A 22885-nucleotide genomic window follows, 5' to 3' on the forward strand; every position below is an offset into this window, starting at 1 on the left:
GCGTGTTCCTCCTCGGACACACAACTCACAGCAGAGCCGGCAGGAGGCCGAGGATCGGTGAGCGGACAGCGGCCTGACGAAGGTCAGCTACCTGACCTCGTTCAACACCTTCGGCCGGGAGGCCTGCTCCGAGGGTCCCAGCCATTGCGCGAGCACGCCGAGGGGCCCAACGAGGGCCGATCTCGCGGAAGAAGTTCTCCCGCTGCTGGATCACGTGCTGCACGTACTGGTCCCGTCCGACATTGTTGATCGTGTGCGCTCGCTGATCGCCGATGTCGTAGCGAACCGCGGTCGGCGCGCCCTCGCCCGTGTCGTAGCGAAGCTGCAGGTCCGCGAACGCAACCCGGTCCCCGGGGTACAGCCGCCGCGGCACCGTGATCGCCTCGCCGTTCACGAAGGTGCCGCCGGCCGAGCCTAGATCTTCGACGTAGTCCACACCGCCCTGCTGCCACAGCGCCGCATGCGTCCGGCTCAGGTACGGGTCCTCGAACCGTACCTCGCAGCTCGGCAGCCGGCCGACCGTCAGACGGGCGCCGGTCAGGTCGATCCGCTGCCCCTGGTGCGATCCGGTTTCCAGCACGAGGTACGTCGTACTCGATCCATCGCTCATCGTCCTCTGCGGCGACCGCAGGCACCTCGCCCGCCCGCACCACAGCCCCACGATCAGGAAAGCACCCGGGCCGGATCGTCACAAGATACGGGGTGTCGCGCGTCCACCCAGGTCAGTGCTGTGGGAAGCAGGCAGCGACGGCCAAGCCATCCACGAAGTCGTTCATCTGGTGGCCGGAATGGCCCTTTACCCACTGGAAGGCGACATCCCCGCGCTTGGTCACCAACGCCACCAGGGGCTCCCAGAGATCCCTGTTGGCGACCGGCTTCTTTGCTGAGGTGAGCCAGCCTCGCTCGAGCCAACCCCTGTGCCACCCGTCGCGGAAGCAGTTGACAACGTACGTCGAATCCGACACGACCAGCAGCGGACCGTCGTTGGCCCGCACGGCCTCGAGGGCGGCTCGGATCTCCATCCGCTGGTTGGTGGAGGCAGCCTCGTGACCAGCGGCATACTCGGTCGTCGACAGCGCCCAGGCCCAGCCTCCAGGTCCGGGGTTGCGCGAACAGGCACCGTCGGTGAACACCGTGCGGGCGCCGACAGGGACTGTCATGTCGGCAGGGCGAGGACGGCGGGCGCGGGCTGGAGGCATCAGAGCGAAACACTACCCCGCCGGCGCATCCCCAGATGCACAGCCCCGAAGGCGGCGTACCGCGCCGGACAACGAGGCTCAGTGCGCGGCCAGGAGCAAGAAGGTCACTCGGATCAGAGCTGTTAGACCGACAGGCCGCGCCACGTACCTGCAGGTGCTGGTGCCTCGCCAAGAAACGTCGAGGTCGTTACCGCACTCGCCTTCCGCCTGGGGCAATTTCGGGGGAGAACCTCGCAGCTGCACCCTTCTACCCACCGCATACCCGGGGTGAAGGGACAAGATCAGGGGTGAACCCCGCACCTGGCCGCAGGGGCGGGCTTCGGGGTAGTGGTCGCCCCGGATTACCGCCCCAACCTTGCTTGACGCGGCACCAGCCCAGCGCCTTCTCGCACATCGTCGACCATGGGTTCGGGGTTCTGAGCGCTCGAGTCTGTCGCTCCGCATCTCACACGTTGTCGCCGATGAAGGCGTTCAAGTTGCTACCGGCAACCACGGGCCGGCCCTAAGAGCCATTGGTTTCCGCGGTGAGCCAGCCGGGTGTCAACCGGAACGCCGTTCAAGGTCTCCTCGGTCATCGCGGCGACGGGCATCGCGAGCGGCTCGAGGTACCTTCCGCCGGCTGCAGCTCGGAAGCGCTCCAACGTGGGCATCCGCGAGTTCGAGGATCGACAGATCGGGATCCATCGGGTCCGGCGGCTCGATCGAAGGACACCAGCCACGCACGCAGCCATCGCGCCGCCTCCTCACCCATCCGCGCCTGCAATCGCCCCGAAGGCATCGCATGACGAAACATTCCCACCAAGTAGCCGGGAGTGGTACGACGACCCGTCGCATCACTCCCCAGGACAGGAGCAAAGCGATGCGACAGATCCAGATCCGCAGGAGGCCGCTACGAGCACTCGCCCGCATGAACACGCAGCCGCTCGACCTCCGCACACCATCGGGCCGACCGCTCCCGTTCTGATCCCACCCGCCCACACCGACAGTTCAAGACCATGAACCTCAGACTGCACGTTCACCACGCCTACACCGGCGGCTGGTGCGCCGACATCGACGACGACAACGACCGCCAACCCGACGACCCCTTCTGATGCGTCGACCAATGGCCAAACCTGCAGGACGCAATCAATGCAGGCTGCCACCAGCTCGCCGAACTGTCCGCCACGCTCCAAACCACGCAGAAGCTCCCCCGCGTAAGCTCGCGTTCCGCGTCGACCGCCTGAGTCGAGATCTGAGCACCGGGTCCGTCCAAGTCCCGGCTCCCCCTTGTCCCATCCTGGCCGGCCGTTCACTGTGGTTTAGACAGCATTCCGCTGGACGTGGGGGCCGCGCTGCACACGCCGGGGCCGACGAGCGAGCGACAGAACGGCGCCACGGATCTGAGGCCGGGCGAACCGGCCTGAAGGGGGACGAAAGATCATGGCCAATGTGTTCTTGGAGAAGATATCCCTCGGCAGGGACTCCTCAGGACGACCGCTGGTGATCAACCGCCGTACCAAGGCGATGCTCGAGGCCGTCGAACGCAAACTCGGGCGCAAACTCGTCATTGTGCAAGGCTCTTTCCTGGCCGGAAAGGCGGCGAAGAGGTCCGGTCCGACGCACAACCGCGCCGGGGTCGTGGATATCCGGACGAAGGACCAAACCGCGGCACAGCAGACACAAACACTCGTCGAGCTCCGCAAGGTCTCCTTCGCCGCCTTCCATCGCACCACGAAGCAGGGATTCGCCGACCACATCCACGCGGTGGCCATCGGCGATCCTGGTCTGGATCCGTCCGCGGCCAGGCAGGTGGAGGCCTACAGGAATGGCAAGAACGGGCTGAAGGACGGCGGCCCGCTCGATGGTCCACGGGTGAAGATCACAGTGTTCCCGTTGACGATGCCAACGGGCGGCGTGGTGCCGGTCGGAGGTCGGCCGGTGGTACATCTGGTGACGGTTCAGCAGCAGTTCAGGGCCGGCGGCACCAAGGTGTTGCCCGACGTCAAGACGATCCAGCTGGCACTCAATGCCCGCGTCAAGACGAACCTGGCCGTAGACGGCCGGGCCGGCAAGTTCACCCGTGAGGCCTACAAGAAGCATCAGAAGGCCATCGGCAGCGCTCCCAAGTTCATCGATGGCATCCCCGGCCCGAAGGACCTGGCCAACCTCGGCCGTGGCCGCTTCCAAGTCATCTGAACCCCGCGCAGGCGGCACAGATCGTGCCGCCTGTCGTGCCGTCGCTGGTAGTTGCTGCCAGCAACGGGTCGGCTCGGATGGCCTAGAGCGCAGGGGGGCTCAGTCGGTGAGGCCTTCAGGTGGTGCTGTTGTGGTCCGGCGCCATTCGATGGTTGAGAGGGTGCTGGAGGCTACGCACGCCAGCAGCAGCGCGCCGACGATGAGCCACTCGGCCGTGCCGGACCCTTGGTCCGGATCGAATCCGAAAGCTTCCAGCCATTCGTGCCAGAACAATGTCACGACGAAGAGCACGCCGGTGACGATCGCGAGTACCAGCTCGAACCAGAAACGGCGACGGACGGGCTTACCTGGATCCGGCATGGTGACTCCCCCACGGGCTCGCCTGTCCTTGCAGGATCCGCTCTCGGCCAACCGGTCGCAAGGGCCTGCAGATGTCAAACATTTGCAACCTTGACGGTGGTTGGGAGGGAGAGGAGTGTGAAATTTGACGTGCGGCCGGTGGAGCTGGGGAGCGGGTCCGGCCGACGTACTCATTGGGGGGTGTCGAGGTGCGTCCAGAATCGGTGGAAATCAAGATCACGCTTGCCGGCGCGCACATCGAGGAGGCGGTCGACCGACTCGGGCTGACCGGCGGCGACGCCTGGACGGTGGCTTTCTGCGAGGACGTCACCGACGCCGCGGCGTCGACGGCACTGCTCGACATCGGAGTCGTTCTGCGCGTGCGCGGCAAGACCGCGACGACCGGCGACTCGACGATCAAGCTCCGGCCCAGTCGCTGGTCCCAGCTCGCCCCGCAGTACTTCGAGAACCGGGAGGCCGGCGACGAAGAGCTGAAGATCGAGGCGGACTGGGCGGGCGACAAGCGGTCGCTCGCCACGGCGATGACCGTGCAATGGACGGACTCGCGGCTGGCGGCCGCGCAGGCCGATGCCGGGCTGGTCCCCGAACTGTTCAGCAAGGAGCAACTCGACTTCCTCGGCAAGTGCGGCCAGGGCCGGGTCAACCTCGCGGCCGTCAGCATGCTGCCGCCGATCGCCGCTACCCGGTACGAGAAGTTCACCCTCGACGGCCTGACGACAGAGGTGCGGGCCGAACGCTGGCAGGTCGACGCCGGGCTCGACTTCCTCGAGCTGTCGATCGTCGCCAAGCCGAAGAAGGCCGTCGCCGCTCAGGCCGCGCTGACCGACTTCGTGCAGCAGCAGCAGCTACCGGTCGACGACAGCCAGGTCAGCAAGACCCAGCGGGTCCTCGATCATCTGATCGCCAAGTCGACGATCTGACCTGGACGCGCGCACATGAGCGAGAACGAGCAGGTCCCGGGTCCGGCCTTCCAGGCCTTCGCCGTCAAGACCACCGCTCGCGCGGCGCAACAGAAGGTCGATCGGGCGATCGGCGACGTCCTCGGCGAGGGCTGGCACGCCACGAACTACGGAGACCGCAGGAACCAGTTCGAAGTGATCTCCGAGAAGAGTGCGCTAACGCCCAGAAGCGTGGGACCGGACGTACCAGCTTCGCGCGCACAAAGGCATCGCGAGCGCCGAGCCGTTGTTCAAGGCCTGGGTCACCGACCGTCCGGAGTGGGGCTTCGACGGCGACGAGCAACCGGCCGCCGCCTTCGGTCTCCCGAGCTTTGCCTGTGGCAGCGGCGAGGATCTCGCCAAGGCCAAGGCGCACGAGTGGAGCATCGAGCTGGCCAACGTCCCCCTGGCCTGGCAGAACCACTTCGCCGGCGCCCAGCCGGGAGAAGGAGTGGTCATCGGCCACCCGGACACCGGCTACCGTCGCCACCCCGAGATCGCGGCCAACCTGCTGACCGGCCTCGGCCGCGACCTCGTCGACAACGACGACGACCCGCAGGACGAACTGAAGAAGACCTTCCCCTGGCAGAACGGCGGGCACGGCACCGGAACGGCGAGCGTGATCGTCAGTCCACGAGGCGCCGCCGACGCGAATCCGCAGAACGCGGTCAGCGGTACGGCGCCACACGCCAAGTTGGTCCCGTTCCGGGTCTCCGACAGCGTGGTCGTCGTTGACACACTCAACCTCGCCCGGGCGATCGAGCTGGCCACGGACCGGGGTGTCGACGTCATCTCCATCAGCATGGGCGGCGTCGGCAGCGATCGTCTGCATGACGCCGTGGTCTACGCGACCAGCAGAGGCGTCATCGTGCTCGCCGCCGCAGGCAACTGCGTGCGCTTCGTCGTGTTCCCCGCGGCGTACGACGAGGTCGTCGCTGTCGCCGCGTGCGATGCCGAGCGCGGCATCTGGAAGGGTTCCTCACGAGGACGCGCGGTGGACATCACCGCGCCAGGCGACCGGGTGTGGCACGCCACCGCGAATGCCAACGACGCCCTCAACAACGTGAGCCAGGGCTCGGGAACGTCGTACGCCGTTGCCACCGTCGCGGGGATCGCTGCCCTGTGGCTCGCCAAACACGGGCGGAACACGATCATCAGCGCCTGCGGCGGAAAGGAGCGGATCGCGTCGACGTTCTCGCAACTCGTGCGAGACACCGCAACCCCGGTCCCGGGCTGGCCGTCCGGGCAGTTCGGCGGCGGACTCGTGAACGCCGACGCATTGCTCTCTGCACAGCTGCCGAACGGCCGGACCGTACCGACCCTCGCGCCGACCGCCACCCAACACGTTCCGTTAGGACGCGGCGGCCTCACCACCTTCGGCCAGCTCTTCGAGAGCACCGTCCGCAGCGCCCAACCACTTCTCGCCGCTGCACCAGGTCCGGCGAACGGCCTCGACGACGGGTTGGCGGACCTCTTGCGGACCACCGCCGACAAGGTACCGGCCGACCTCGGCCAGGTCGGCCAAGAACTCGCCTTCTACCTGGCGACCGACCCCGAGCTCTACCGCCGGTTCGAAGACGCCGTCTCCCCCGAACAAGACGAAGACGCCGTCGACGACGTTCGCAAGCAGCTCCTCGAGAAAGGCGTCTCGGACGCCCTACAGATCAAGCTGTCGCGATAAGAGCTCAGATCGGCAGCAACCGGGAGGCCTGCGGCGGCGGTGGACCGGCGGCCCAGTCCGATCGGACGTCGACCAGTTCCGCCGTACGACGCGACGGCGCGATCCCCAGCTCCCGGGCCAGCAAGTCGGCCAGGGACGAGAACTGACGGAGCGCCTCGCCGAAGTTGCCCTCCGTAAGGTGGACCGTGATGACCGCGCGGTGGGCGGTCTCGCGCAGCGGATCGGCAGCGACCGCCGCGAGAGCCGCGTCGAGTGCCAGCGCGTAATGTCCAGCGCGCAGCAACCGGTGCGACAGGGACTCCAGCGCGTGCAGCCGCATCTGCCGCAACCGTTCGCGTTCGAGCTCCACGAAGTCGTCGCACCACCCTGGCAACAACTCCCCCGACAAGCTCTCCGCATCGACCGCGGACAGCTCGACGGCAGACGACTCGTCGACGAGGGCCCGGGCCAATCCACGCAACGCGTCGATGTCGACCTCGACCTCGCGACGGAGCGACAGGTGAGATTCGGACAGACTGACCAGCTGCGGACTGCTCCTGCGCAGCCGCCAGATGACGGACCGCAGATTGGCGTAGGCCCGCGCTTCGGTCTTGTCCATCCACAGGCATTGCGAGACGTACGAGCGTTCCACGGGCGAGCCGCGCAACGCGAGCAAGGCGACCAGACGATGGGCGCTCGCCGGGACGTGCATCGCGACGCCGCCCGACGTCACGACGAAACGATCAAGCAGCCGTACGATGACCATCACCGTCCACCCCCCTGTACCGCGGCCCCGGCTGGTGAGGTCCGGGGCACAAGACGATCATCTGCCCCGGGGTCAGGAATCTGAAGACGTCGCGGCATCTCCGCTGTCGCCGGCCTCGCCTGATACAAGCGTTTCGAAGATCCGGTCGAGAACCTCCGCCACGAGTTGGCCGGCCTCGGAGCGGCGCGCGACCAGCGGCCCGAGGATCTCGGGAGTCCGGTCACCGATCGAGACCTGCACGCGCAGCAACAGCGCATCGTCGTCTGCTGCCGATCCCTCGATCTGCTCGCAGCGGATCACAACGCCAGCCCAGCCGGTGGCCATGCAGCCAGCGCAGCAGGTCGGGCGTCACGACGGCGTGTCCGGCGCATCGCCACCACGCGCCCCGTGACACACCTGGTGGCTGCGGCAGCGCTCACCCCACGGGCAGAGCGCCGTAACGCCGGGGTGACGCCGTCGCGACGTCTGGGCGACCCCCGACCTGATCGCATGGTCGAATGATTGTGCGACCGATGATCGGCGACTGGGAGTTGCCGTGCATCGAGCGCGTCGAGCTGCATCAGGCTCGACGCCAGGTCCGGCTCGGCGTACCGGGCCTGCTCGGTGACCTGCACCAGGACCTCGGTGTCGAGAGCCTGGCCGTCACCATCACCGGCAGCCTGTCCGGTGCGGAGACGCGGTCGGGGTTCCTGGAGGCGTTGCAGGAGCAGTTCCGCAGCGGTGATCCGGTGCCGTTCGTCGCCGACATCGTGGAGTCCAGCGAGCTCGAGGACGTCGTCATCGTCAGCTTCGATGTGGTCGAGACCGACGAGTGGGTCGACGCCGTCCGCTATCGCATCGTGGTGCGCCAGTACGTCGAGCCGCCCGAACCGCCGCCATTGGTCCCGGAGCTCCCGCTGGACGACCTCGCCGGTCTCGCGGATCTGGCCGGGAACCTCCTCGATGGTCTCGATCTGCCCGCGCTACTGGGCGGCGTACCGGCGCTGGCCGATCCGAGCGAGCCGATCCGGCCCGCCCTGGGTACGGCGAGGGACGCGGTGGCCGATGTTCCGGCGCTGCTCGGCGGACTGCGTGAAGCCCTCGGGATGCCGGCGTGACTCTGCATCGTGTCCTCGACCCGCTGGCCGCACACCTGGCAAGCGAGGTCGACGGCGTCCGGGTGGACGACGTCGCACCGGTCGCGACGACCGATCTACCGTGCGCCGTGCTGTCCCTGGATGCCGTGACGCAGACCTTGGTCGGGGTCGGCCGGGTACCCCGGGGAACCCGCACCGGCGCGCTCCGGTTGGCAGCGACCGTCGACCTCGCCGACCCGGTTCTCGATCTCGGCGGCGGCGACACCCTGGACCTGCTTTCGGCCGATCGCCGCACGCTGACGCTCCCCCACGGCCCACTGGTCCGCGCCGACGGCACGCCCGATCCGCCGTTCGGACCGGGCGACGTGTCCGCCGACGACGGCGCTCCGTTCATCGTCGTGGCCGGTACGCCGGCCGGACGCCAGGTCCAGGTCGATCCACAGGAGGGCACCCTGTTGTTCGGCGTGCCGCTGGCCACCAGCGGCGACCTCGACCTGACCTACCACGTCGGCCAGTGGGACGTCGTCACCACGCGGGTGCAGGGCACCCTCGCCGTCGAGGTGGTCGCCGGCACCGCGGAAGCGGTCGCGGACACCTCGCGCGCGGTCGCCACCGCGCTCGCCGCGAGCGACCCGGGGATACGCACCACGCCGTCGTCCTGGGGTCCGGTCCGTCCTGCCGAGTTACCCGACGAGACCGCGACGCGGTCCCAGGTCACCACGTTCCAGCTGGACGCCGAACTGGAGGAGCCGGTGCTCACCTCCGGCGGCGGCGTGATCAGCCGGGTCGCCGTCACCGGCGCCCTGTCCAGTCCCCCGGACATCCCCTTGCCCATCGAGCCGTTCACCGTCACGCGAGGAGCCACGACATGAGCGAGTCCATCGCCGAGATGGTCATCCCCGGCACGTACATCGAGGTACGGGCCGAAGGACTGATCGCGGTCGGCGGCATCTCCACCGGAAACATCGGCATCGTCGGCACCGCCGGGCGTGGCCAGGTCGACACCGTCGTACCGATCGGGTCCTTCACCGAAGCCGCCGACATCTTCGGCCAGCCGGACGCGTTCGCCGACCCCCGGGTGGACGGCCAGCCGCTCACCCTGACCCGGGCGCTCGAGCAGGCGTACGCCGGAGGCGCCCGGAATGTCTTCGCTATCCGGATCGCCAACGGCGACCGTACGGCGGCCACCCTGAACATCGGCGCCTCCGGGGTGGATCAGCCGGCCTTCACCCTGACTGCCCAGGGCATCGCGGGCGAGACCGGGACCGAGATCGCCGGCAGCTCCGGCACCTGGGGCCAGGACATCGACGTCGAGGTGGTGGCCGACAGTACGACGACGCCGGTGACCTGGCGGATGACCGTGGCGTACGGCCAGCTCCGCGAGGTCTACGAAGGCGCCACCGTCGGCGACATCCACGGCAAGCTGGGAACGTCGAAGCTGGTCCAGGCCGGCGCCGTGCAGAACGCCACGTCGGGTTTCACCGCGCTGCCCACCACCTCGTTGGCCGGTGGCACCGATGGCGCGAATGTCAGCGCCGTCGACGTACTGCGTGGGCTGACCGTCCTGGAATCCCAGCCGGTGAACATCCTGCTGGTCGCGGGACTCGGCGCGAACGTCATCGGGACGACCGTGCTCGGCCACGTCGACCGCACCGAGGCCGAGGGCCGGGAGCGGATCGCGATCCTCGGCGCCAGAGCCTCCGGTACAGCGACGTCCGCCGGCGGTGTCGAGGCGGACGCCGCGGCCACCAGCGACGACCGGATCGTGCTCGTGGCACCGGGGCTCGTCGCGACGGACGCGCAAACCGGTGCGAACGTGGCGTTGCCGCCGCCGTACCTGGCGGCCGTTGTGGCGGGCAAGCTGTCAACTCTGGCACCGCAGGTCAGCCTCACCAACAAGGTGCTGCCGGTCGTGCCGGACGTGCGCTACTCCACCGCACTGACCCAGAGCCTGTTGCAGAACAGGGTGCTGCTGGTGCGGCAGAAGTTCGGTGCGCAGGTAGTCAAGGGGATCACCAGTGCGCAGCCACCGTTCACCCAGATCAGCATCCGCCGGATCGTCGACTACGCGAAGGCGGGCGTGCGACTCGGCGCCGACCCGTACATCGGCCGGCTGAACAACAACCGGGTCCGCAAGGCACTGCAGGCGACGCTCGACGGGTTCCTGTCCCAGATGGTGCTCGACGAGATGCTCGTCGGCTACCAGCTCGAGGTCTCGGCCACGCGGGCGCAGGAACGGGCCGGTCTCTGCTCGGTCGTGATGACTCTGCTGCCCACGTTCTCGATCGACTACATCCGCGTCACCATGAACCTGGAGTGAGGGATCCGCCGTGCCCAACACCAATGTCTACACCGGCATGGACGGCGCGATCACCATCGCCGTCGACGACGCCGCGACCCCCGAGGGACAGGCCGCCAACACCGTGGCCGAGACCTTCGCACTGACGCCCGTCGGCCGGGCCACCGACGTCACCGTCCAGGTCACGTCCGCGATGCGCCCGTTCCACGAGATTGGCCAGCGCTATGCCACCGAGCTCCGTCCGGGCAACGTCAACGTCACCGGAACGATGGGCCGCGCGTACATCAACGGTGCACTGCTGCAGCTGATGCTGGGCGAGGGTGGAGCCGGTACGCGACCGGCGGGTGCGTTCGTCAGCCCGACGTTCAACCTCAGCCTGGTGCTGGAGAATCCGGCCCGGCCCGGCCAGTCGGCCACTGTCACGGTCCACCAGGTCAAGCTGGACGGCTGGTCGCTGACCGTCCCGGAGGACGACTTCGTTCTCGAAGGCGTGACGTTCCGCGCGCTGTGGATCGGGGTCGCGGACGCCGCCGGCGAGGGGGCCTGACGTGCCGACCCTCACCGCCGAGGAGCTGCTCGCGGGCTCCGCGCTCACCCACCGGGTGACGTTGCCCGCACACCTCGTCGCCGGGGGTACGGCGGAAGCCGCGCCGGCGGAGGTGGTGGTGCGGCCGCTGGTACTCGCGGATATCGCCCGACTGAACCGGGCTGCGGCGGATGACGGCGACCTGGCGAGCGCGTTGATGGTGCACCAGGCGTTGGTGGAGCCGCGGTTGACGTTGGAGCAGGTGCATCGGCTGCCGGCCGGTTTGGTGGAGTTCATGCTCGGTGAGGTGAACCGGGTCAGTGGGCTGAGCCTGCACGGGGACGAGTTGGAGGATGCCGTGCACGCACCGCTCGCGCGGGCGTGCTTTGTGCTGGCCCGCGAGTTCGGTTGGACCCCGGATCGCTGCGCCGAGCTGACCGTCGGCCAGGTCCTCCTCTACCTGGAGATGCTCGGACGCGGGGAGCACCCCGCCTCATGATCACTCCATCCGGCCTGACTGCCGCCGTACGACGAGCCCGCCGAACAACCGCCGCAGGCGAAGGCATCCGCGCGGCCCGCGGCCGGCTGCGAGCACGTGGTCTCGCCGGAGCCGAGCTGTTCCAACCCCCAGCCCTCACGGCGTTACGCCAACCGTGGCGGGACCTGGCCGTCCGCGCCGTCGATCTGGCAGTCCTTGCCCGAGCGCTCAGTCCGGCATCGCCAGCCGAGGTACGCAGCAGTTCGGCGGGAGGGGAAGCGCCATCTGATGGTGGCCTGAGGCAACGGTCTTGGCCCGGCCCGGGAAACCGGATGGTCCAGGACGACGCGGCCTCCGATCAGGCGGTGCCGACGCCGGCTCATGCATCGAACGGCCTGTGGCCGGCGGGCTCGGGCGATTGGCTTGGCCCTCTTGCACGACGGGGCTCCCGGCTCCCGCACGACGTACCTGAGGCGCTCGTGACGCCACCTGTACGAGGTTCAGGGGCCGTCGAGGGCGCGCCGGGCGTCGACCTGCAGCCCGGACCTGCGGGGCAGGTCACGGGCTCAGACACCGGGGTCGTCCGAGACCGATCGGACGTCGGTCGCAGCGATGACGTGGGGCAGCGCGGACTTGGCGAGCTGTTGCGGCGCTGGGAGGACGCCCAACCGGACGACACGGCAACAACCTTCCCCGGCGCCAAGCCCATCCCGATGCGCAACTCCGGCACCACCCCGCCCGAGGATGCACCCCACGCCGGCCCACCCGACCTCACCCCTCCCAACGCGCCCCCCTTCGACGCCACATCACGCGGCGCCATTCCCTTCGACGCCACCCGGCTGGGCACCGCTTCCCTCGACGACACTCGGCTGGGAGCCACTCCTCTCGACGACACCCGGCTGGGAGCCGCCCCCTTCGACGCCACTTCACTCAGGGCCAACTCACTCGGCGCCGCTCCCCTCGACGACGCCCGGCTCGGCGCCAGCTCACTCGGCGCCGCTCCCCTCGACGACGCCCGACTGGGCGCCACTCCCTTTGGCGCCGGCCCACTTGGCGGCACCCCAGTTGGCGGCGCTCCGGGCGGCACGCGCCGACCCGGTGGGGGTTCTGAGTTCTCCGGGACGGATCACGTGGTCCACACCTGGCCTGCTGCTGTGCTTGCGCCGGCGGATTTGCTGGGGAACCTCGAGGATGAGGTCGAGGAGGCTCTCGAGGCGTTGGTCTTGCGTGAGGCGGAGCGGTACGGGCTGGATGCGGGGGCGCCGTGAGTATCGGGCGACCAGTAGCGAGTTTGGCGTTGAGCGGCGGTGCGGCCGCTCCGCCTGGTGGTGCAGTGGGGCTGGCGGAGGCGGCGGTACGGCGATTGCGGGTGGATCTGTCGGTCGATGAGGCGCATGACCGGGTGGAGCTCGTGCTGTGGGCCGGGTCGAAGCTGGCCGGCGCGGCGCCGGGTGACGTACTGAGTGTTGCCCTCGGCAACGGTCAGGGCGATCCGGAGGATGTCTTGCGGGCCGAGGTCAGCGGGGTGGATGCGATTGCGGGTGGGTCGGTGCTGACCGCGTTCTCGGCGAGCCGGCGGTTGTCCCTGACGCATTCCGGCCGGTCGTGGCGGCAGACGACGCTAGGGCAGGTCGTACATGACCTGCTCGGCGACGGCGAGGTGGACGCCGGAGACGTGGATGCCACGCTCTCGCTGCCCGCTCTCCACGTCGATCCACACCGAAGCATCTGGTCCGCCCTCCACGATTTGGCTCGCCGCACCGGCCACCAAATCACGACGACGTCCGACGGCAAAGTCTCCTTCACACCTTCAACTGGACTGGGAAGTCTCCCCACCGGGCTCGGAAGTGGCGAGCTTCGTGAAGGGGCCGAGCTTCTCAGCTTCCGGGCTGGGGCGCGGCAGGGGCGCACTGCCCTGACGCGGGTCAGTCCGGCGGGTGCGCAGTACTGGTACTTGCTGGAAGCCGCGCCGGACAGCGGGAGTGATGTCGAGGTCGTGGACCCGGCGCTACGGACCCGAGAGGCCGCCAACGCAGGCACCGACGCGTTTGCGGCGGACGCCTCGCGGGCGACTCGGCGCGCGCGGATGCGGGTGACCGGCCGGCCGGATCTGCGGGCCGGTACGACGATCCAGGCCCGCGGCGAGTCCTACCGGGTCCTGCGCGTCAAGCATGCGGTCGACCCGGCCACCGGCTACCTCTGCGACTTGTTACTCGAGGGGGATTCGTGACCGGTCTTGTCTCCTTGATGACCGACGTGGCCCGTCGCGAGCTGGCCGCTCACCGCGGCGTCGCGCTCGGCGTCGTCGATGCGGCCCGCACCAACGACGGCGGATCCGGCGAACACCACCTCGAGTGCGACGTCCGTCTCCACGGCTCGGGACTCGTCCTCCAAGACGTCCCGGTTGCCGTAGCGCGACCAGGGCTGTCGGCAGTGCCCAGGCAAGGCGACCTGGTAGTGCTCGGCTTCATCGACGGAGACGTGAACGGCGCCGTACTCCTCGGAACCTTGCACGCCGCCGGCACCCCACCACCGGATGCGACTCCCGAGGAAGTGGTCTACGAGGTCCCCGACTCCGGCGGCACCCGGCGACTGGAGCTCAAGCTGCCCAACGGCAGCACCCTGACCGTCACCGACGACTCCCTGGAGATCGCGATGGGGTCCACGAAAGTCACGGTCGAGACCGACGGCGCGATCACCTTGGAGGCCGCCGCCGACGTGAGCATCAAGGCCAACGGCTCACTCACGCTCGAGGCCGCGTCGACCGCGACGCTGAAGGGGTCGAGCGTCACTGTCGAGGGCTCCGGGTCCGCGACGTTGAAGGGCGGCACCACGACCATTGCCGGCACGACCAGCTTCTCGGCGGGCTGACCGATGTCCGGCCCGCCCGTGACCGTCGGGTGCTCGGTGATGCTCTCCCCCGGTGCGGCCGGGCCACCGGACAGCGGCCTCATCACCGCTGTCCTGCAGGTGACGGCCACCGCGGGCGGGATGCCGCTGGCCGTGACCGGTTCGCTCTGCACGCTGGTGAACTCCGTCAGCGGTGTGCCGTACGTGCTGCCGATCGGCCAGCCCGGAGCGTCGACCGGCGTGACCGTCGACGGCCAGGCTTTGGTGCGTGTCGGCGACCGGATCCCGACCGGGCCCGGCGTACTCACGGTGCTCGGCCCGCCGGCCGCGCCGTTCGTGACCGACGGGACCGCGCCATGACCGCGGCACCGCGGCGGACCGCGGCCGAGATCGAGCTGCTCTGGCGGCGGCTCGGCCGCGACCTCGGACTCTTCTGGGCCGGTACGGCGGGATCGTTCGCGGACGCCGACCTCGCCACCGAGAACCGACCGGGTCACGGCCGGACCGTGGTCGACCTCGACGTCGCCGAGAACCTCGATCAAGCGGTCCAGCTGCTGGTGAACCGGCTGATGACGCGCGAGGGCGAGCTGGCGCCGCTCGGCCACCCGGAGTACGGCAGCCGGCACCACGAATTGATTGGTGAGCCCAACACCGAACGCACCCGCAACCTGGTCAAGCTCTACATCCTGCAAGCCCTGCGCCACGAGCCGCGGATCGCGAAGATCGAACGCTGCGACGTCCGCAGTGAGGCCCGCCGCGACATTGTCCGGGTCGAGCTGACGGTGCGGCTGATCGACGTCGACGACCCGCTGAACCTGGTCGTCCCGTTCGACCTGGGGGCGGTCACATGAGCTTCGCCGCCGAGCCGTACGGCGTCTTCGCCGCTGACCTGATCGCCAACCTGACCGGTGGTACCAGCCGGCTGCGGTTCCACTACCTCGAGACCGAGTTGCCGTTCCAGATCCCCGAGCACGAGCGGGTCCTGCCGGAGACCCTGCGCGTGACCGGCCTGGCGAGCGGCCTCTTCACCACATTCGTCTCCGGCCGGGACTTCGTCCTCAGTGTCGACGGTGCAGTGGAGTGGCGACACGTCGTACCAGGCGAAGCGTTGCCCGGGGCAACGGTTCCGGATCTTGGCACCGACGTCTGGGTCGGATTCGACCGGCGGCCCGGCGGACCGCCGCCGGTGCTGACCGACCGCAACCCCGGCAGCATCACCAGGACTCTGGCGGAGTCGTTCGCACTCGAGCTGGCCGTGATCTCGCATCAGCTGGACGGCGTGTACTCCGGGTCGTTCGTCGCCACCGCGGGCGGACGCGACCTCGACCAACTGGCGGCGCTGGTCGGCGTCGAGCGCCGGGGCGTCACGCAGGCCGCGGGCGAGGTGGTGCTCGCTCGCTCGACGCCGGCGCCGGCCGATGTCACCGTCGTGGCCGGCACCCTCGTCTCTACGTCGGCCGATGCTCCGATCGCGGTCACGGTCGAGACAACGGCGACCGTCACGCTGCGGCGCGGCACCGTCAGCGCACAAGCGCCGGTCCGGGCGCTGGCCGCTGGGCCGGCCGGCGTCGCCGCCGCGCGGACGCTGACCGTGCTGCACCGGCCGATCTTCGGCATCGAGGAGGTCCTCAACCCCGAGCCGATGGCATTCCGCGGTGGCGCCGAGACCGATGAGGATCTGCGGGCCCGGATCCAGTACTCGCTGGCCCGTTCCGGTCGCGGTACTCGCGACGCCTTGGTCGGGGCACTCATGACTGTCGAAGGTATCCGCGAGCAGGACGTGCTCGTCGAGGAGGACCACCTCGCCTTCCCAGGCGTCGTCAAGGTCACCATCGCCACCAAACTGACGGAGGCCGCGGCCGTGCTGGCCAGGGCAGCACTTGACGAAGCACGGCCTGCCGGTGTGCGGGTCGACGACAACCTGCTCGTCCCGGCGCCGGCCGCACCGACACTGGCTGAGAACACCGGCGGCGGTGGCGACGGCCCGACCTCGGGTGTCGCCCTCGAAGGGGTGTTCATGCCGCTCGAGGCGCGGCTCACGGTGACGCCGGGCGACACCGGGCTGACCGACGAACAGCGGCGCCGGTTGGAGGATGACACTGCGGCCGCACTGATCGCGGCGGTCGAGGCCCTGGGGGTCGGTGAGCCGGTGATCTACAACCGGCTGGTGTCTGCGGTGATGGCGGTCAGCGGCGTACTCGATGCGGTGATCGACATCGGGCCCAAGGACCGGCCGGCCGGCGAACCGCTCAAGCGCTACAACGTCCGTCCGCCGGTCCCCGGTGCGCGCGCCCAGCTGGAAGTCGGCAACCTCGCTGTCACGTTGCGCGGCGAGCGGGTTGTGGTCGACCTCAGCGTGGTGGTCGAACGCCGCGGGCTCGCGGCCTCGGCCGAGCCGGAGGCCGCGCTCGGCGCCGCCCGGGCGGACATCGAGCGTCGGCTGGTGGAGGCCCTTGCGTTGACGCCGCCTGTGCTGACGCCGGCCGCGCTCCTCGGGATGCTCGACCCGACCGCGGACTACGCCGTCGAGGAACTGTCCTACCGGGTCGAGCTGATCGACGAGGGCGTCCGGGTGACGGCCTCGAACGTGACTGTGCCACTCGGTCCGGCCCAGCAGGTGTGGGTGCGCAGTGTGGTCGTGACCGAGACGCAGGTGGGGTCATGAGCACCCGCGCCGCGACCGTACTCGACCGGTTCCCGCTGCACCTCGCGGCGACGGACCCGGGCAAGCGGTTCGGTGCCGTGGTCACGGGATTGGTGGCCGATCTCGACGTACTGACGCAGCAGGTGCAGACCGTCCGCGCGTCCCGCCGGGTCAGTGAAGCGCCGACGATCCGCGATCTCCTGGCCCTGGCGAATCTGCATCGACTCGGTGGCGAGGCGCTCGTACCGCTGGACAACCGTGCGCTCAAACTGCGGACCACGGCCGCGGCCGTGCCCCCGAATCTCGATGTACTCGCGGGACTGCTCGGCGTACCCGCGACAAAGCTGGCCGAGCTCAGCGCGGTCGATCTCGCCACTGCACTTGCGGTTGCCTCGCAATACCAGACCAGAGTCGCACTGGGACGCACCGCGGTGCTCGGCTCGATCGGGGCGCATCGGATCGGCAACACCACGCCCGCCGCGCTGCTGCTCGCCACCGCCGCCTATCTCGGGCTCGAGGTCAAGATCGTGCGCCACGTAGCCGGCGGTTGGTGGCACCTGGCCCAGGCTGTCGAGCAGCTCCGGCTGGTCCCGCCGCCTCCAGCGCCGCCGGTCGACGGCGCCCCGCCTCCGCCTCCCCCACCCGATCTGGCTGCGCTGCCCGACGTCCTTGCGCTGGAAGAGAATCCGGTACGCCGAGCCGACATCGAGCCCACGCCGAAATCGCACGGCCAGCGAACGCGGATCCTTCGCGGCGGCCTCGAGGACGTGGACGTGACGATCCGGGTGCTCGGCCTCGGCAACCGCACGGTCCGGCCGATGATCGTGCATCTGGGCACCGGTCGCGGACTCGTGTACGAGGGCGACGTGCCGGACGGGGTGGAGCTGGCCTTCAGCTCCAGCGGCCGGGTCACCCTCGACGAGACCGATGTGACCGGCTCGAGCTGGACCTTCACCGGCGGGCTGTTCGCCGACGACGGCAACGCGCTGCCGGGCGAGGACTTCGTCTACACAGCTGATGACGGCAGTGTCCCGACCGGTACGGCGAGCGCCGGATCGCCAGGCCCCGCAGCCAGGTTCGCGGTCGCCACACCGGTAGCCGAAGCGTTCGACGAGTCGCCGCCGTTGCCACATGGCGCAGCCTCCGTCGGACCGCTGCAACTCCCCCGCGGCGAGAGCCGCTGGACGGCACTCGTCCGAGTTGCCCGCTCGGGTGGCGCGGTCGGCCAGGCGTCCGTACCGCGAACAGTGGCGGGACGGTTCGACGGCTCGGTCTTCGCCGCCGCGACCACCGCCGAGGTCCAGCCCTCGATGCTGCTCGGCTTCGCGTGGGAGGAACGTGAGCCGTTCGCGGTCAGAGTCCTGCTGCCACAGCGTTTCGCGGCCGCCGACGACGAGACCGGAACCCTGCTCCGCCAGCCGCTCACCCGCCTGCTCGACCGGCACCGGGCGGCCGGCGTCGACGTACGGATCGAGTACGCCGACCCGCGCTGGTCGCTGGGCGAAGGAGTGGTCCGCGCCGGCGCGGACGACGCCCTGGGAGTCGTCCTGGCCGGCACCCAGTTGTGGCCCGACGGAACCGAACAGCCCGAGCCCTAGGAGAACGACGATGACGCTCACCACCCCGAGCCTGGCCAGTGTCACGGCCGGCGAACCTGTCACCGCGCAGGGCTGGAACGCGATCGTCACCGGCCTGACCGCACTGTACGACGCCGTGATCGCACTCGGCGGTGAGACGCTCGACGTCGCGGTCACCAGGTCGGTCGGGACCGGGACGACCGCCACCACCGAGCCGCTGCCGACGGCCGACGTACTCGCGGAGCCGCTCGGTGAGGGCCACTCGGTCCAGGCGTTGCCGCCGTTCGGGACCCGCACCGCGCACCTGCTCGGCGGCTTGACCAACGGAACCTGGCGAGTGCACATCCAGGCGCCGGGCTTCACCGCGGAGATCCGCGAGGTGACGATCCCGCACACCGAACCACTCGCGGTGACGCTGACCACCGACGGCGTCGAAACCCCGGACCTGTTCGGCCTCGGCATGCGCGGTGCGCTCGACAAACTGCGGGCCCTCGGCATCGATGCCGACCTGGTGCTCGACACCACCGGACGCGAGATCTCCCGGGTCGCCGTCCCCGCGGAGTACGTCGATGCGCCCGTACTCGCGCAGTTGCCCGCAGCCGGCGCGGTGGTTCCGAGCGGCACCGGCCGGGTCCGGATGGTCGTCTCCTCGGCCCTGCGGCGCGAGCCCGTGGTCACCATGCCGAGCCTGGCCGGCTTGACGTTGTCCGAGGCACAGCAGGCGCTCGGCAAGCTCGGCCTGCGGGTAGGCACCACCACGTTCCGCGAGACCGCGGCCGATCAATAGGAGTCACGAGATGAGCGAGAGCCCGCTGTCACCGGTCACGCCCCGGGCCACGACGTCGAAGCTGCGGTCGAACCAGGACGTGGTCTTCATCGACGTCGGCGCGCGCCAGATCGAGTCGAACGTGGTCCGCGACGGCATCCCGATCGCGGTCCACGAGATCGACCCCGACATCCTCAACGACGTCGTCATCGGCGAGCCGATCATCCTCTACCGGATCGTCGCGCAGTCGGTGAAGCCCGGGACGCCGGTCCCGCTCGACACGGTCGTCGACCTGACCCTCGCGCGGCCAAACACGCTGCCGGTCGGGATCGTCCGCGGTGTCCACGAGGGCCTGCGCACGACGTCCATCGGCAACGCGTACGACCGGCTGGTCCGGGGCAAGCCGCAGGCTCAGCGCCTGGTGGTCCGGGCGTCCGAGGGGCCGTTGAGTTCCACCGACGTACAGGCACTGAAGGATCTGTTCCTGTCCGGTGACGTGACGATCGAGGACACCGTCCCCGGGCGGGACGTCGACGCGTCGATCGAGACGCTGAAGATGCTGACGTCGTTCGGTACACCGTGATGGCCGTCTCCACCACCGGCTTCGGGAAGGCCTTCGGCTCGGTCGAAGGCGTCCTCGAGGTGTCGACGAACCACTACCCCGGGAGCTACACGATCATCATCCCGGGGCAGTCGACGGTCGCCGGGTCGCTGGTCGAGCTCGACCTGCCGCTGCCGGCCGACGCCCGGATCGAGTCCGCGCTGTTCGAGGTGATCGCCGAACCGGTCGACAACGCGAAACTCTCGACGATCGCGGACATCCGGTCGAGTACGCCGCTCACCTCGGACGCGACCGCCGCCGCGACCGTCGACTTCGGCCGGCTGGTCACGCTCGGCGGGCTGATCGGCGACGAGAAGTTCACCTCGGTGCTCGGTGTCGACAACGTGTACCGCTGGACCGGGACCGAGTGGCGCTTCCTCGCCTCGGCGCCGGAGTTCGCCGAGGCCGCGACCGAGCGGCTGCTGCTGCAATCGACCAACAGCGGCGACGGGACCGAGGACCTCGCGGACCGGCTGCTCGAGATGGCGGGGGTGGTGCTGCCGGCGGTACCGCCGTCGCTAGAGGTGCTGGTCGACGGGCGAACGGTGTGGTTCGAGCGGCAGGGCAGCTCGCCCGCTGAGATCGACGTACCGAACGAGCCAGAGCTGGCCGCCGGAGTGCGGTACGTGGTCGACCGCACCGACGCCGTACGGGAAGCGTTCGCGCGAGCGGTGGCCGCGGCGACCGACCCGGCCGCGCCGGTCGTCATCCGTGTTGCCCTGCGGGCCGCCGCGCCGGGAGCGTTGCGGCTGACACCTCAGATCAACGTGCTGCGGGTCTACTCGCAAGACTTTCCGCCACAAGGGCTGGCCCGGTCCTTCGACCTCGCCGAAGAAGGTGTGGTCGAGGTGGAGGTGACACCACCGAACGCCGAGGCGGTGCACGAGGTGTCGCTCGTGGTCCGTGGCACGTTCGGGCCCGAGCGGATCCAGCCGGCCACCGGCCCCGAGATCAGTGCTGCCGCGCGGGTCGTGCTCGCCGTCGGCCGGAGTCTGCTGATCGGTCTGCCGCGGACGCTGGTCTCGAGGTTCGGCACGGTCAGCGGCGTCCGGCTCAACCTGCGAGCGCCCGAGAACACGAGCGGCGGCCAGGTCACCGGTCAGTTGCTGGCGGCAACAGCCGACGGCCGGCCGGGTGAACCGCTCGAGGACGGCACGCTCAGCCCGGTCCAGGTCAGCGATGTCGTGGCCCGCTGGTACACGCTGCCGTTCGCGGCTCCGGTCGCCGTACCCCTGCCGCCGGAGCCGCCGGCACCACCTCCGCAACCGTCCGAGGAGCGCTTCGTCGCCGCGTGGCTGGAGCTTCAGCCCGGGTACGGCGAAGTCGAGTGCTCGCTCACCGCCGGGTCACCGTCGGATGTGCTCGACCCGGGTGGTCCGTTGCGTCGGCGGTTGTCCGGTGGGGCGACGGGTGGGTTGACCGACATCCCGGCGATCGGTCCGCTGCGCGCCGCCGTACGAGTGGTCGGGTTGCCCGACCGCGACCACTTGATCGCGGCGACGACGTTGCAGGTGGTCGGCACGCCTGACTTCCTGGATGTCGATCCCGGGCAGACGGATTTACAGGCTCGACTGATCATGCGGACGCCGATTCCGGCCACGCCGCCGGTGCTGCTGCGCGCGACCTGTGCCGCCGCCGGATCGCTGACCCTCGACACCGTGCTGGTCACCTATCGAGAGCAGGAGGTGTCGCCGTGACCGATGCTCCGGGAACGCGCTTCGTGGACGGCCTCCGGGTCACTCCGGCGCACCTGAACCACCTGCAGACCGTGGCCGATGCGGCGATCACGGACCTGCGCCGGGTGGTCGGGCGCGATCGGATCGCGCTGGGTTTCCGGCTGCTGGTGGAAGGGGGCGACGTCGTACTCACGCCTGGGGTCGGGTTTACCCGCAGTGGGCTCGCCGTACGACGGGACGAGCAGGTCACGTTGTCCCTGCCGGACGGCACGGATGATGTCGTCGTTGGGGTCCACGCGGTAGTGCGGGAGGACGACGCGACCATGTTCGGCGCAGTCGCGACGATCGTGGACGTGCTCAGCGAGGTGGTCGCGCCGGCCGATGCTGCGGATCCGGACACGCTCGTGGTCGGGACGGTACGGCGGGACCCGGAGCTCGCGACAGTGGAGGATCCGGCCCGGTTCGTGCCGGCGCAGTCGCATGCGCACTCGGGGACGTGGAAGCAGGACGACGATGGGCTCTGGTTGTACGACGGTGCGCCCATCGACCTCGGCGACGTCGAGGGAACCCAAGGCCCACCGGGCGACCCCGGACCACAAGGTCCGCCCGGCGAGCAAGGCCCCAAGGGAGACAAGGGAAACACCGGCACCAAAGGAGATGCCGGGCCGTCGGGCGACGCCGGCCCGAAGGGCGACCAGGGAGAGCAAGGCCCCAAAGGTGACCCGGGCGACCAGGGACCGAAGGGGAACCCAGGTGGGCAAGGGCCCAAGGGTGACCAGGGAGACCAGGGGCCGAAGGGTGATCAGGGGGCTCAAGGGCCGAAGGGGGATCAAGGGCCGCCTGGGGGTGGTCAGCCGTTCGCGGTGACGACGTTGAAGGGGATCAACTGGGATCCGGTCGTGCTGCTCGGGATCGGCGACGTCCCGGGGCTGCTCGAACGGCTGGTGCTCGACTGGTCGAGTGACCTGGAAGCGGAGTTCTTCAAGCGGTTCTCCGGCGTCGCCGTCCAGGTGCTCGTCCTCCCCGGCACCGACGCGCTCCCGATCCTGCACCCGCCCCACACCGTCGCCGTCCAAGCGAACCAACTCACGATCTCGGTCTCGGCCCAGCAATCCATCAACTCGCTCAAAGAACTCGGCGGCGTCGTTCTCGTCGACGTCGTCTGCGACTACCTGATGGACCGCAGTGGCCGGCCGGTCTCGTCGTCGCAGGCCGCGATCACCGGCGCCGAGGACTTCCCGACTCCCGGCGGCCTGATGCGGCTGACCATCCGGGTCAAGCGCGGATAGGCGGC

General features: G+C 69.6%; 24 protein-coding genes. 19 read left to right on the forward strand and 5 right to left on the reverse strand.

Features of this window, described 5'->3' with window-relative positions:
- Positions 1 to 25: 25 nt before the first annotated feature.
- Both OG558_RS35980 and OG558_RS35985 read right to left on the reverse strand, forming a co-directional pair.
- Entirely contained in the window at positions 26 to 610 is a 585-nt protein-coding gene (locus OG558_RS35980) for an FHA domain-containing protein (protein ID WP_405066975.1), read from the reverse strand.
- Positions 611 to 722: 112 nt separating this feature from the next.
- Positions 723 to 1160: a ribonuclease H gene (locus OG558_RS35985; protein WP_329476635.1), complete on the reverse strand. Its 438-nt coding sequence runs from the start codon at positions 1158 to 1160 to the stop codon at positions 723 to 725.
- A 1467-nt stretch (positions 1161 to 2627) separates the two neighbouring features.
- On the opposite strand from OG558_RS35985, the gene OG558_RS35990 reads away from it, so the two are divergent.
- Positions 2628 to 3374: a peptidoglycan-binding protein gene (locus OG558_RS35990; protein ID WP_405066976.1), complete on the forward strand. Its 747-nt coding sequence runs from the start codon at positions 2628 to 2630 to the stop codon at positions 3372 to 3374.
- A gap of 99 nt (positions 3375 to 3473) precedes the next feature.
- On the opposite strand, the gene OG558_RS35995 is transcribed toward OG558_RS35990, so the two are convergent.
- Positions 3474 to 3734, reverse strand: coding sequence for a hypothetical protein (locus OG558_RS35995; RefSeq protein WP_329476632.1), 261 nt, complete (start codon positions 3732 to 3734; stop codon positions 3474 to 3476).
- A 203-nt stretch (positions 3735 to 3937) separates the two neighbouring features.
- Between OG558_RS35995 and OG558_RS36000 the strand changes: the two genes are divergently transcribed.
- Together OG558_RS36000 and OG558_RS36005 are read left to right on the forward strand one after the other, a co-directional pair.
- Complete coding sequence (locus tag OG558_RS36000; RefSeq protein WP_405066977.1) at positions 3938 to 4654, forward strand: hypothetical protein; 717 nt, start codon at positions 3938 to 3940, stop codon at positions 4652 to 4654.
- 265 nt (positions 4655 to 4919) lie between these two features.
- Entirely contained in the window at positions 4920 to 6353 is a 1434-nt protein-coding gene (locus OG558_RS36005; protein ID WP_405066978.1) for a S8 family peptidase, read from the forward strand.
- A gap of 4 nt (positions 6354 to 6357) precedes the next feature.
- Here OG558_RS36005 and OG558_RS36010 read toward each other — a convergent pair whose 3' ends face one another.
- Together OG558_RS36010 and OG558_RS36015 are read right to left on the reverse strand one after the other, a co-directional pair.
- Positions 6358 to 7098, reverse strand: a complete 741-nt coding sequence (locus tag OG558_RS36010; protein ID WP_405066979.1) for a BTAD domain-containing putative transcriptional regulator — start codon at positions 7096 to 7098, stop codon at positions 6358 to 6360.
- 72 nt (positions 7099 to 7170) lie between these two features.
- Positions 7171 to 7422, reverse strand: coding sequence for a hypothetical protein (locus OG558_RS36015; protein WP_405066980.1), 252 nt, complete (start codon positions 7420 to 7422; stop codon positions 7171 to 7173).
- A gap of 173 nt (positions 7423 to 7595) precedes the next feature.
- On the opposite strand from OG558_RS36015, the gene OG558_RS36020 reads away from it, so the two are divergent.
- The 16 genes from OG558_RS36020 (at position 7596) to OG558_RS36095 (ending at position 22880) form a co-directional block, all read left to right on the forward strand.
- Positions 7596 to 8195, forward strand: a complete 600-nt coding sequence (locus OG558_RS36020) for a hypothetical protein (protein ID WP_405066981.1) — start codon at positions 7596 to 7598, stop codon at positions 8193 to 8195.
- Entirely contained in the window at positions 8192 to 9046 is an 855-nt protein-coding gene (locus tag OG558_RS36025) for a hypothetical protein (RefSeq protein ID WP_405066982.1), read from the forward strand. The genes OG558_RS36020 and OG558_RS36025 overlap by 4 nt, the downstream gene beginning before the upstream one ends.
- Positions 9043 to 10494 carry a phage tail sheath C-terminal domain-containing protein gene (locus OG558_RS36030; protein ID WP_405066983.1) on the forward strand — a complete coding sequence of 484 codons (1452 nt, stop codon included), beginning with the start codon at positions 9043 to 9045 and terminating at the stop codon, positions 10492 to 10494. The genes OG558_RS36025 and OG558_RS36030 overlap by 4 nt, the downstream gene beginning before the upstream one ends.
- A gap of 10 nt (positions 10495 to 10504) precedes the next feature.
- Entirely contained in the window at positions 10505 to 11020 is a 516-nt protein-coding gene (locus OG558_RS36035) for a hypothetical protein (protein WP_405066984.1), read from the forward strand.
- A 1-nt stretch (position 11021) separates the two neighbouring features.
- Positions 11022 to 11498, forward strand: a complete 477-nt coding sequence (locus OG558_RS36040; RefSeq protein WP_405066986.1) for a hypothetical protein — start codon at positions 11022 to 11024, stop codon at positions 11496 to 11498.
- Between the two features lie 596 nt (positions 11499 to 12094).
- Positions 12095 to 12745: a hypothetical protein gene (locus OG558_RS36045; protein ID WP_405066987.1), complete on the forward strand. Its 651-nt coding sequence runs from the start codon at positions 12095 to 12097 to the stop codon at positions 12743 to 12745.
- A gap of 65 nt (positions 12746 to 12810) precedes the next feature.
- Entirely contained in the window at positions 12811 to 13707 is an 897-nt protein-coding gene (locus OG558_RS36050) for a hypothetical protein (protein ID WP_405066988.1), read from the forward strand.
- The gene (locus OG558_RS36055; RefSeq protein WP_405066989.1) at positions 13704 to 14348 is read left to right on the forward strand and encodes a hypothetical protein; all 645 of its coding nucleotides are present in this window, start codon (positions 13704 to 13706) and stop codon (positions 14346 to 14348) included. The genes OG558_RS36050 and OG558_RS36055 overlap by 4 nt, the downstream gene beginning before the upstream one ends.
- 3 nt (positions 14349 to 14351) lie before the next feature.
- Positions 14352 to 14687, forward strand: a complete 336-nt coding sequence (locus tag OG558_RS36060; RefSeq protein WP_405066990.1) for a hypothetical protein — start codon at positions 14352 to 14354, stop codon at positions 14685 to 14687.
- Positions 14684 to 15178 carry a GPW/gp25 family protein gene (locus tag OG558_RS36065; protein WP_405066991.1) on the forward strand — a complete coding sequence of 165 codons (495 nt, stop codon included), beginning with the start codon at positions 14684 to 14686 and terminating at the stop codon, positions 15176 to 15178. The genes OG558_RS36060 and OG558_RS36065 overlap by 4 nt, the downstream gene beginning before the upstream one ends.
- Positions 15175 to 16992, forward strand: a complete 1818-nt coding sequence (locus OG558_RS36070) for a baseplate J/gp47 family protein (RefSeq protein ID WP_405066992.1) — start codon at positions 15175 to 15177, stop codon at positions 16990 to 16992. The genes OG558_RS36065 and OG558_RS36070 overlap by 4 nt, the downstream gene beginning before the upstream one ends.
- Positions 16989 to 18569, forward strand: coding sequence for a hypothetical protein (locus OG558_RS36075; RefSeq protein ID WP_405066993.1), 1581 nt, complete (start codon positions 16989 to 16991; stop codon positions 18567 to 18569). Before OG558_RS36070 ends, OG558_RS36075 begins: the two co-directional genes overlap by 4 nt.
- A 10-nt stretch (positions 18570 to 18579) precedes the next feature.
- Complete coding sequence (locus tag OG558_RS36080; protein ID WP_405066994.1) at positions 18580 to 19335, forward strand: hypothetical protein; 756 nt, start codon at positions 18580 to 18582, stop codon at positions 19333 to 19335.
- A 10-nt stretch (positions 19336 to 19345) separates the two neighbouring features.
- Positions 19346 to 19897 carry a hypothetical protein gene (locus tag OG558_RS36085; protein WP_405066995.1) on the forward strand — a complete coding sequence of 184 codons (552 nt, stop codon included), beginning with the start codon at positions 19346 to 19348 and terminating at the stop codon, positions 19895 to 19897.
- Positions 19897 to 21612 (forward strand): hypothetical protein, encoded by a 1716-nt coding sequence (locus OG558_RS36090; protein WP_405066996.1) that lies wholly within the window; start codon positions 19897 to 19899, stop codon positions 21610 to 21612. Before OG558_RS36085 ends, OG558_RS36090 begins: the two co-directional genes overlap by 1 nt.
- The gene (locus OG558_RS36095) at positions 21609 to 22880 is read left to right on the forward strand and encodes a hypothetical protein (RefSeq protein WP_405066997.1); all 1272 of its coding nucleotides are present in this window, start codon (positions 21609 to 21611) and stop codon (positions 22878 to 22880) included. The genes OG558_RS36090 and OG558_RS36095 overlap by 4 nt, the downstream gene beginning before the upstream one ends.
- Positions 22881 to 22885: the final 5 nt, after the last annotated feature.

The organism is Kribbella sp. NBC_01510 (assembly GCF_045040325.1).
Lineage (GTDB): Bacteria > Actinomycetota > Actinomycetes > Propionibacteriales > Kribbellaceae > Kribbella.

What these genes read in the sequence shown, in the direction of transcription:
- OG558_RS35980 (WP_405066975.1), bottom strand. Translation starts at nt 610, where the DNA reads ATGAGCGATGGATCGAGTACGACGTACCTCGTGCTGGAAACCGGATCG.
- OG558_RS35985 (WP_329476635.1), bottom strand. Translation starts at nt 1,160, where the DNA reads ATGACAGTCCCTGTCGGCGCCCGCACGGTGTTCACCGACGGTGCCTGT.
- OG558_RS35995 (WP_329476632.1), bottom strand. Translation starts at nt 3,734, where the DNA reads ATGCCGGATCCAGGTAAGCCCGTCCGTCGCCGTTTCTGGTTCGAGCTG.
- OG558_RS36010 (WP_405066979.1), bottom strand. Translation starts at nt 7,098, where the DNA reads ATGGTCATCGTACGGCTGCTTGATCGTTTCGTCGTGACGTCGGGCGGC.
- OG558_RS36015 (WP_405066980.1), bottom strand. Translation starts at nt 7,422, where the DNA reads ATGGCCACCGGCTGGGCTGGCGTTGTGATCCGCTGCGAGCAGATCGAG.
- OG558_RS36020 (WP_405066981.1), top strand. Translation starts at nt 7,596, where the DNA reads ATGATTGTGCGACCGATGATCGGCGACTGGGAGTTGCCGTGCATCGAG.
- OG558_RS36030 (WP_405066983.1), top strand. Translation starts at nt 9,043, where the DNA reads ATGAGCGAGTCCATCGCCGAGATGGTCATCCCCGGCACGTACATCGAG.
- OG558_RS36060 (WP_405066990.1), top strand. Translation starts at nt 14,352, where the DNA reads ATGTCCGGCCCGCCCGTGACCGTCGGGTGCTCGGTGATGCTCTCCCCC.
- OG558_RS36065 (WP_405066991.1), top strand. Translation starts at nt 14,684, where the DNA reads ATGACCGCGGCACCGCGGCGGACCGCGGCCGAGATCGAGCTGCTCTGG.
- OG558_RS36070 (WP_405066992.1), top strand. Translation starts at nt 15,175, where the DNA reads ATGAGCTTCGCCGCCGAGCCGTACGGCGTCTTCGCCGCTGACCTGATC.
- OG558_RS36075 (WP_405066993.1), top strand. Translation starts at nt 16,989, where the DNA reads ATGAGCACCCGCGCCGCGACCGTACTCGACCGGTTCCCGCTGCACCTC.
- OG558_RS36080 (WP_405066994.1), top strand. Translation starts at nt 18,580, where the DNA reads ATGACGCTCACCACCCCGAGCCTGGCCAGTGTCACGGCCGGCGAACCT.
- OG558_RS36085 (WP_405066995.1), top strand. Translation starts at nt 19,346, where the DNA reads ATGAGCGAGAGCCCGCTGTCACCGGTCACGCCCCGGGCCACGACGTCG.
- OG558_RS36090 (WP_405066996.1), top strand. Translation starts at nt 19,897, where the DNA reads ATGGCCGTCTCCACCACCGGCTTCGGGAAGGCCTTCGGCTCGGTCGAA.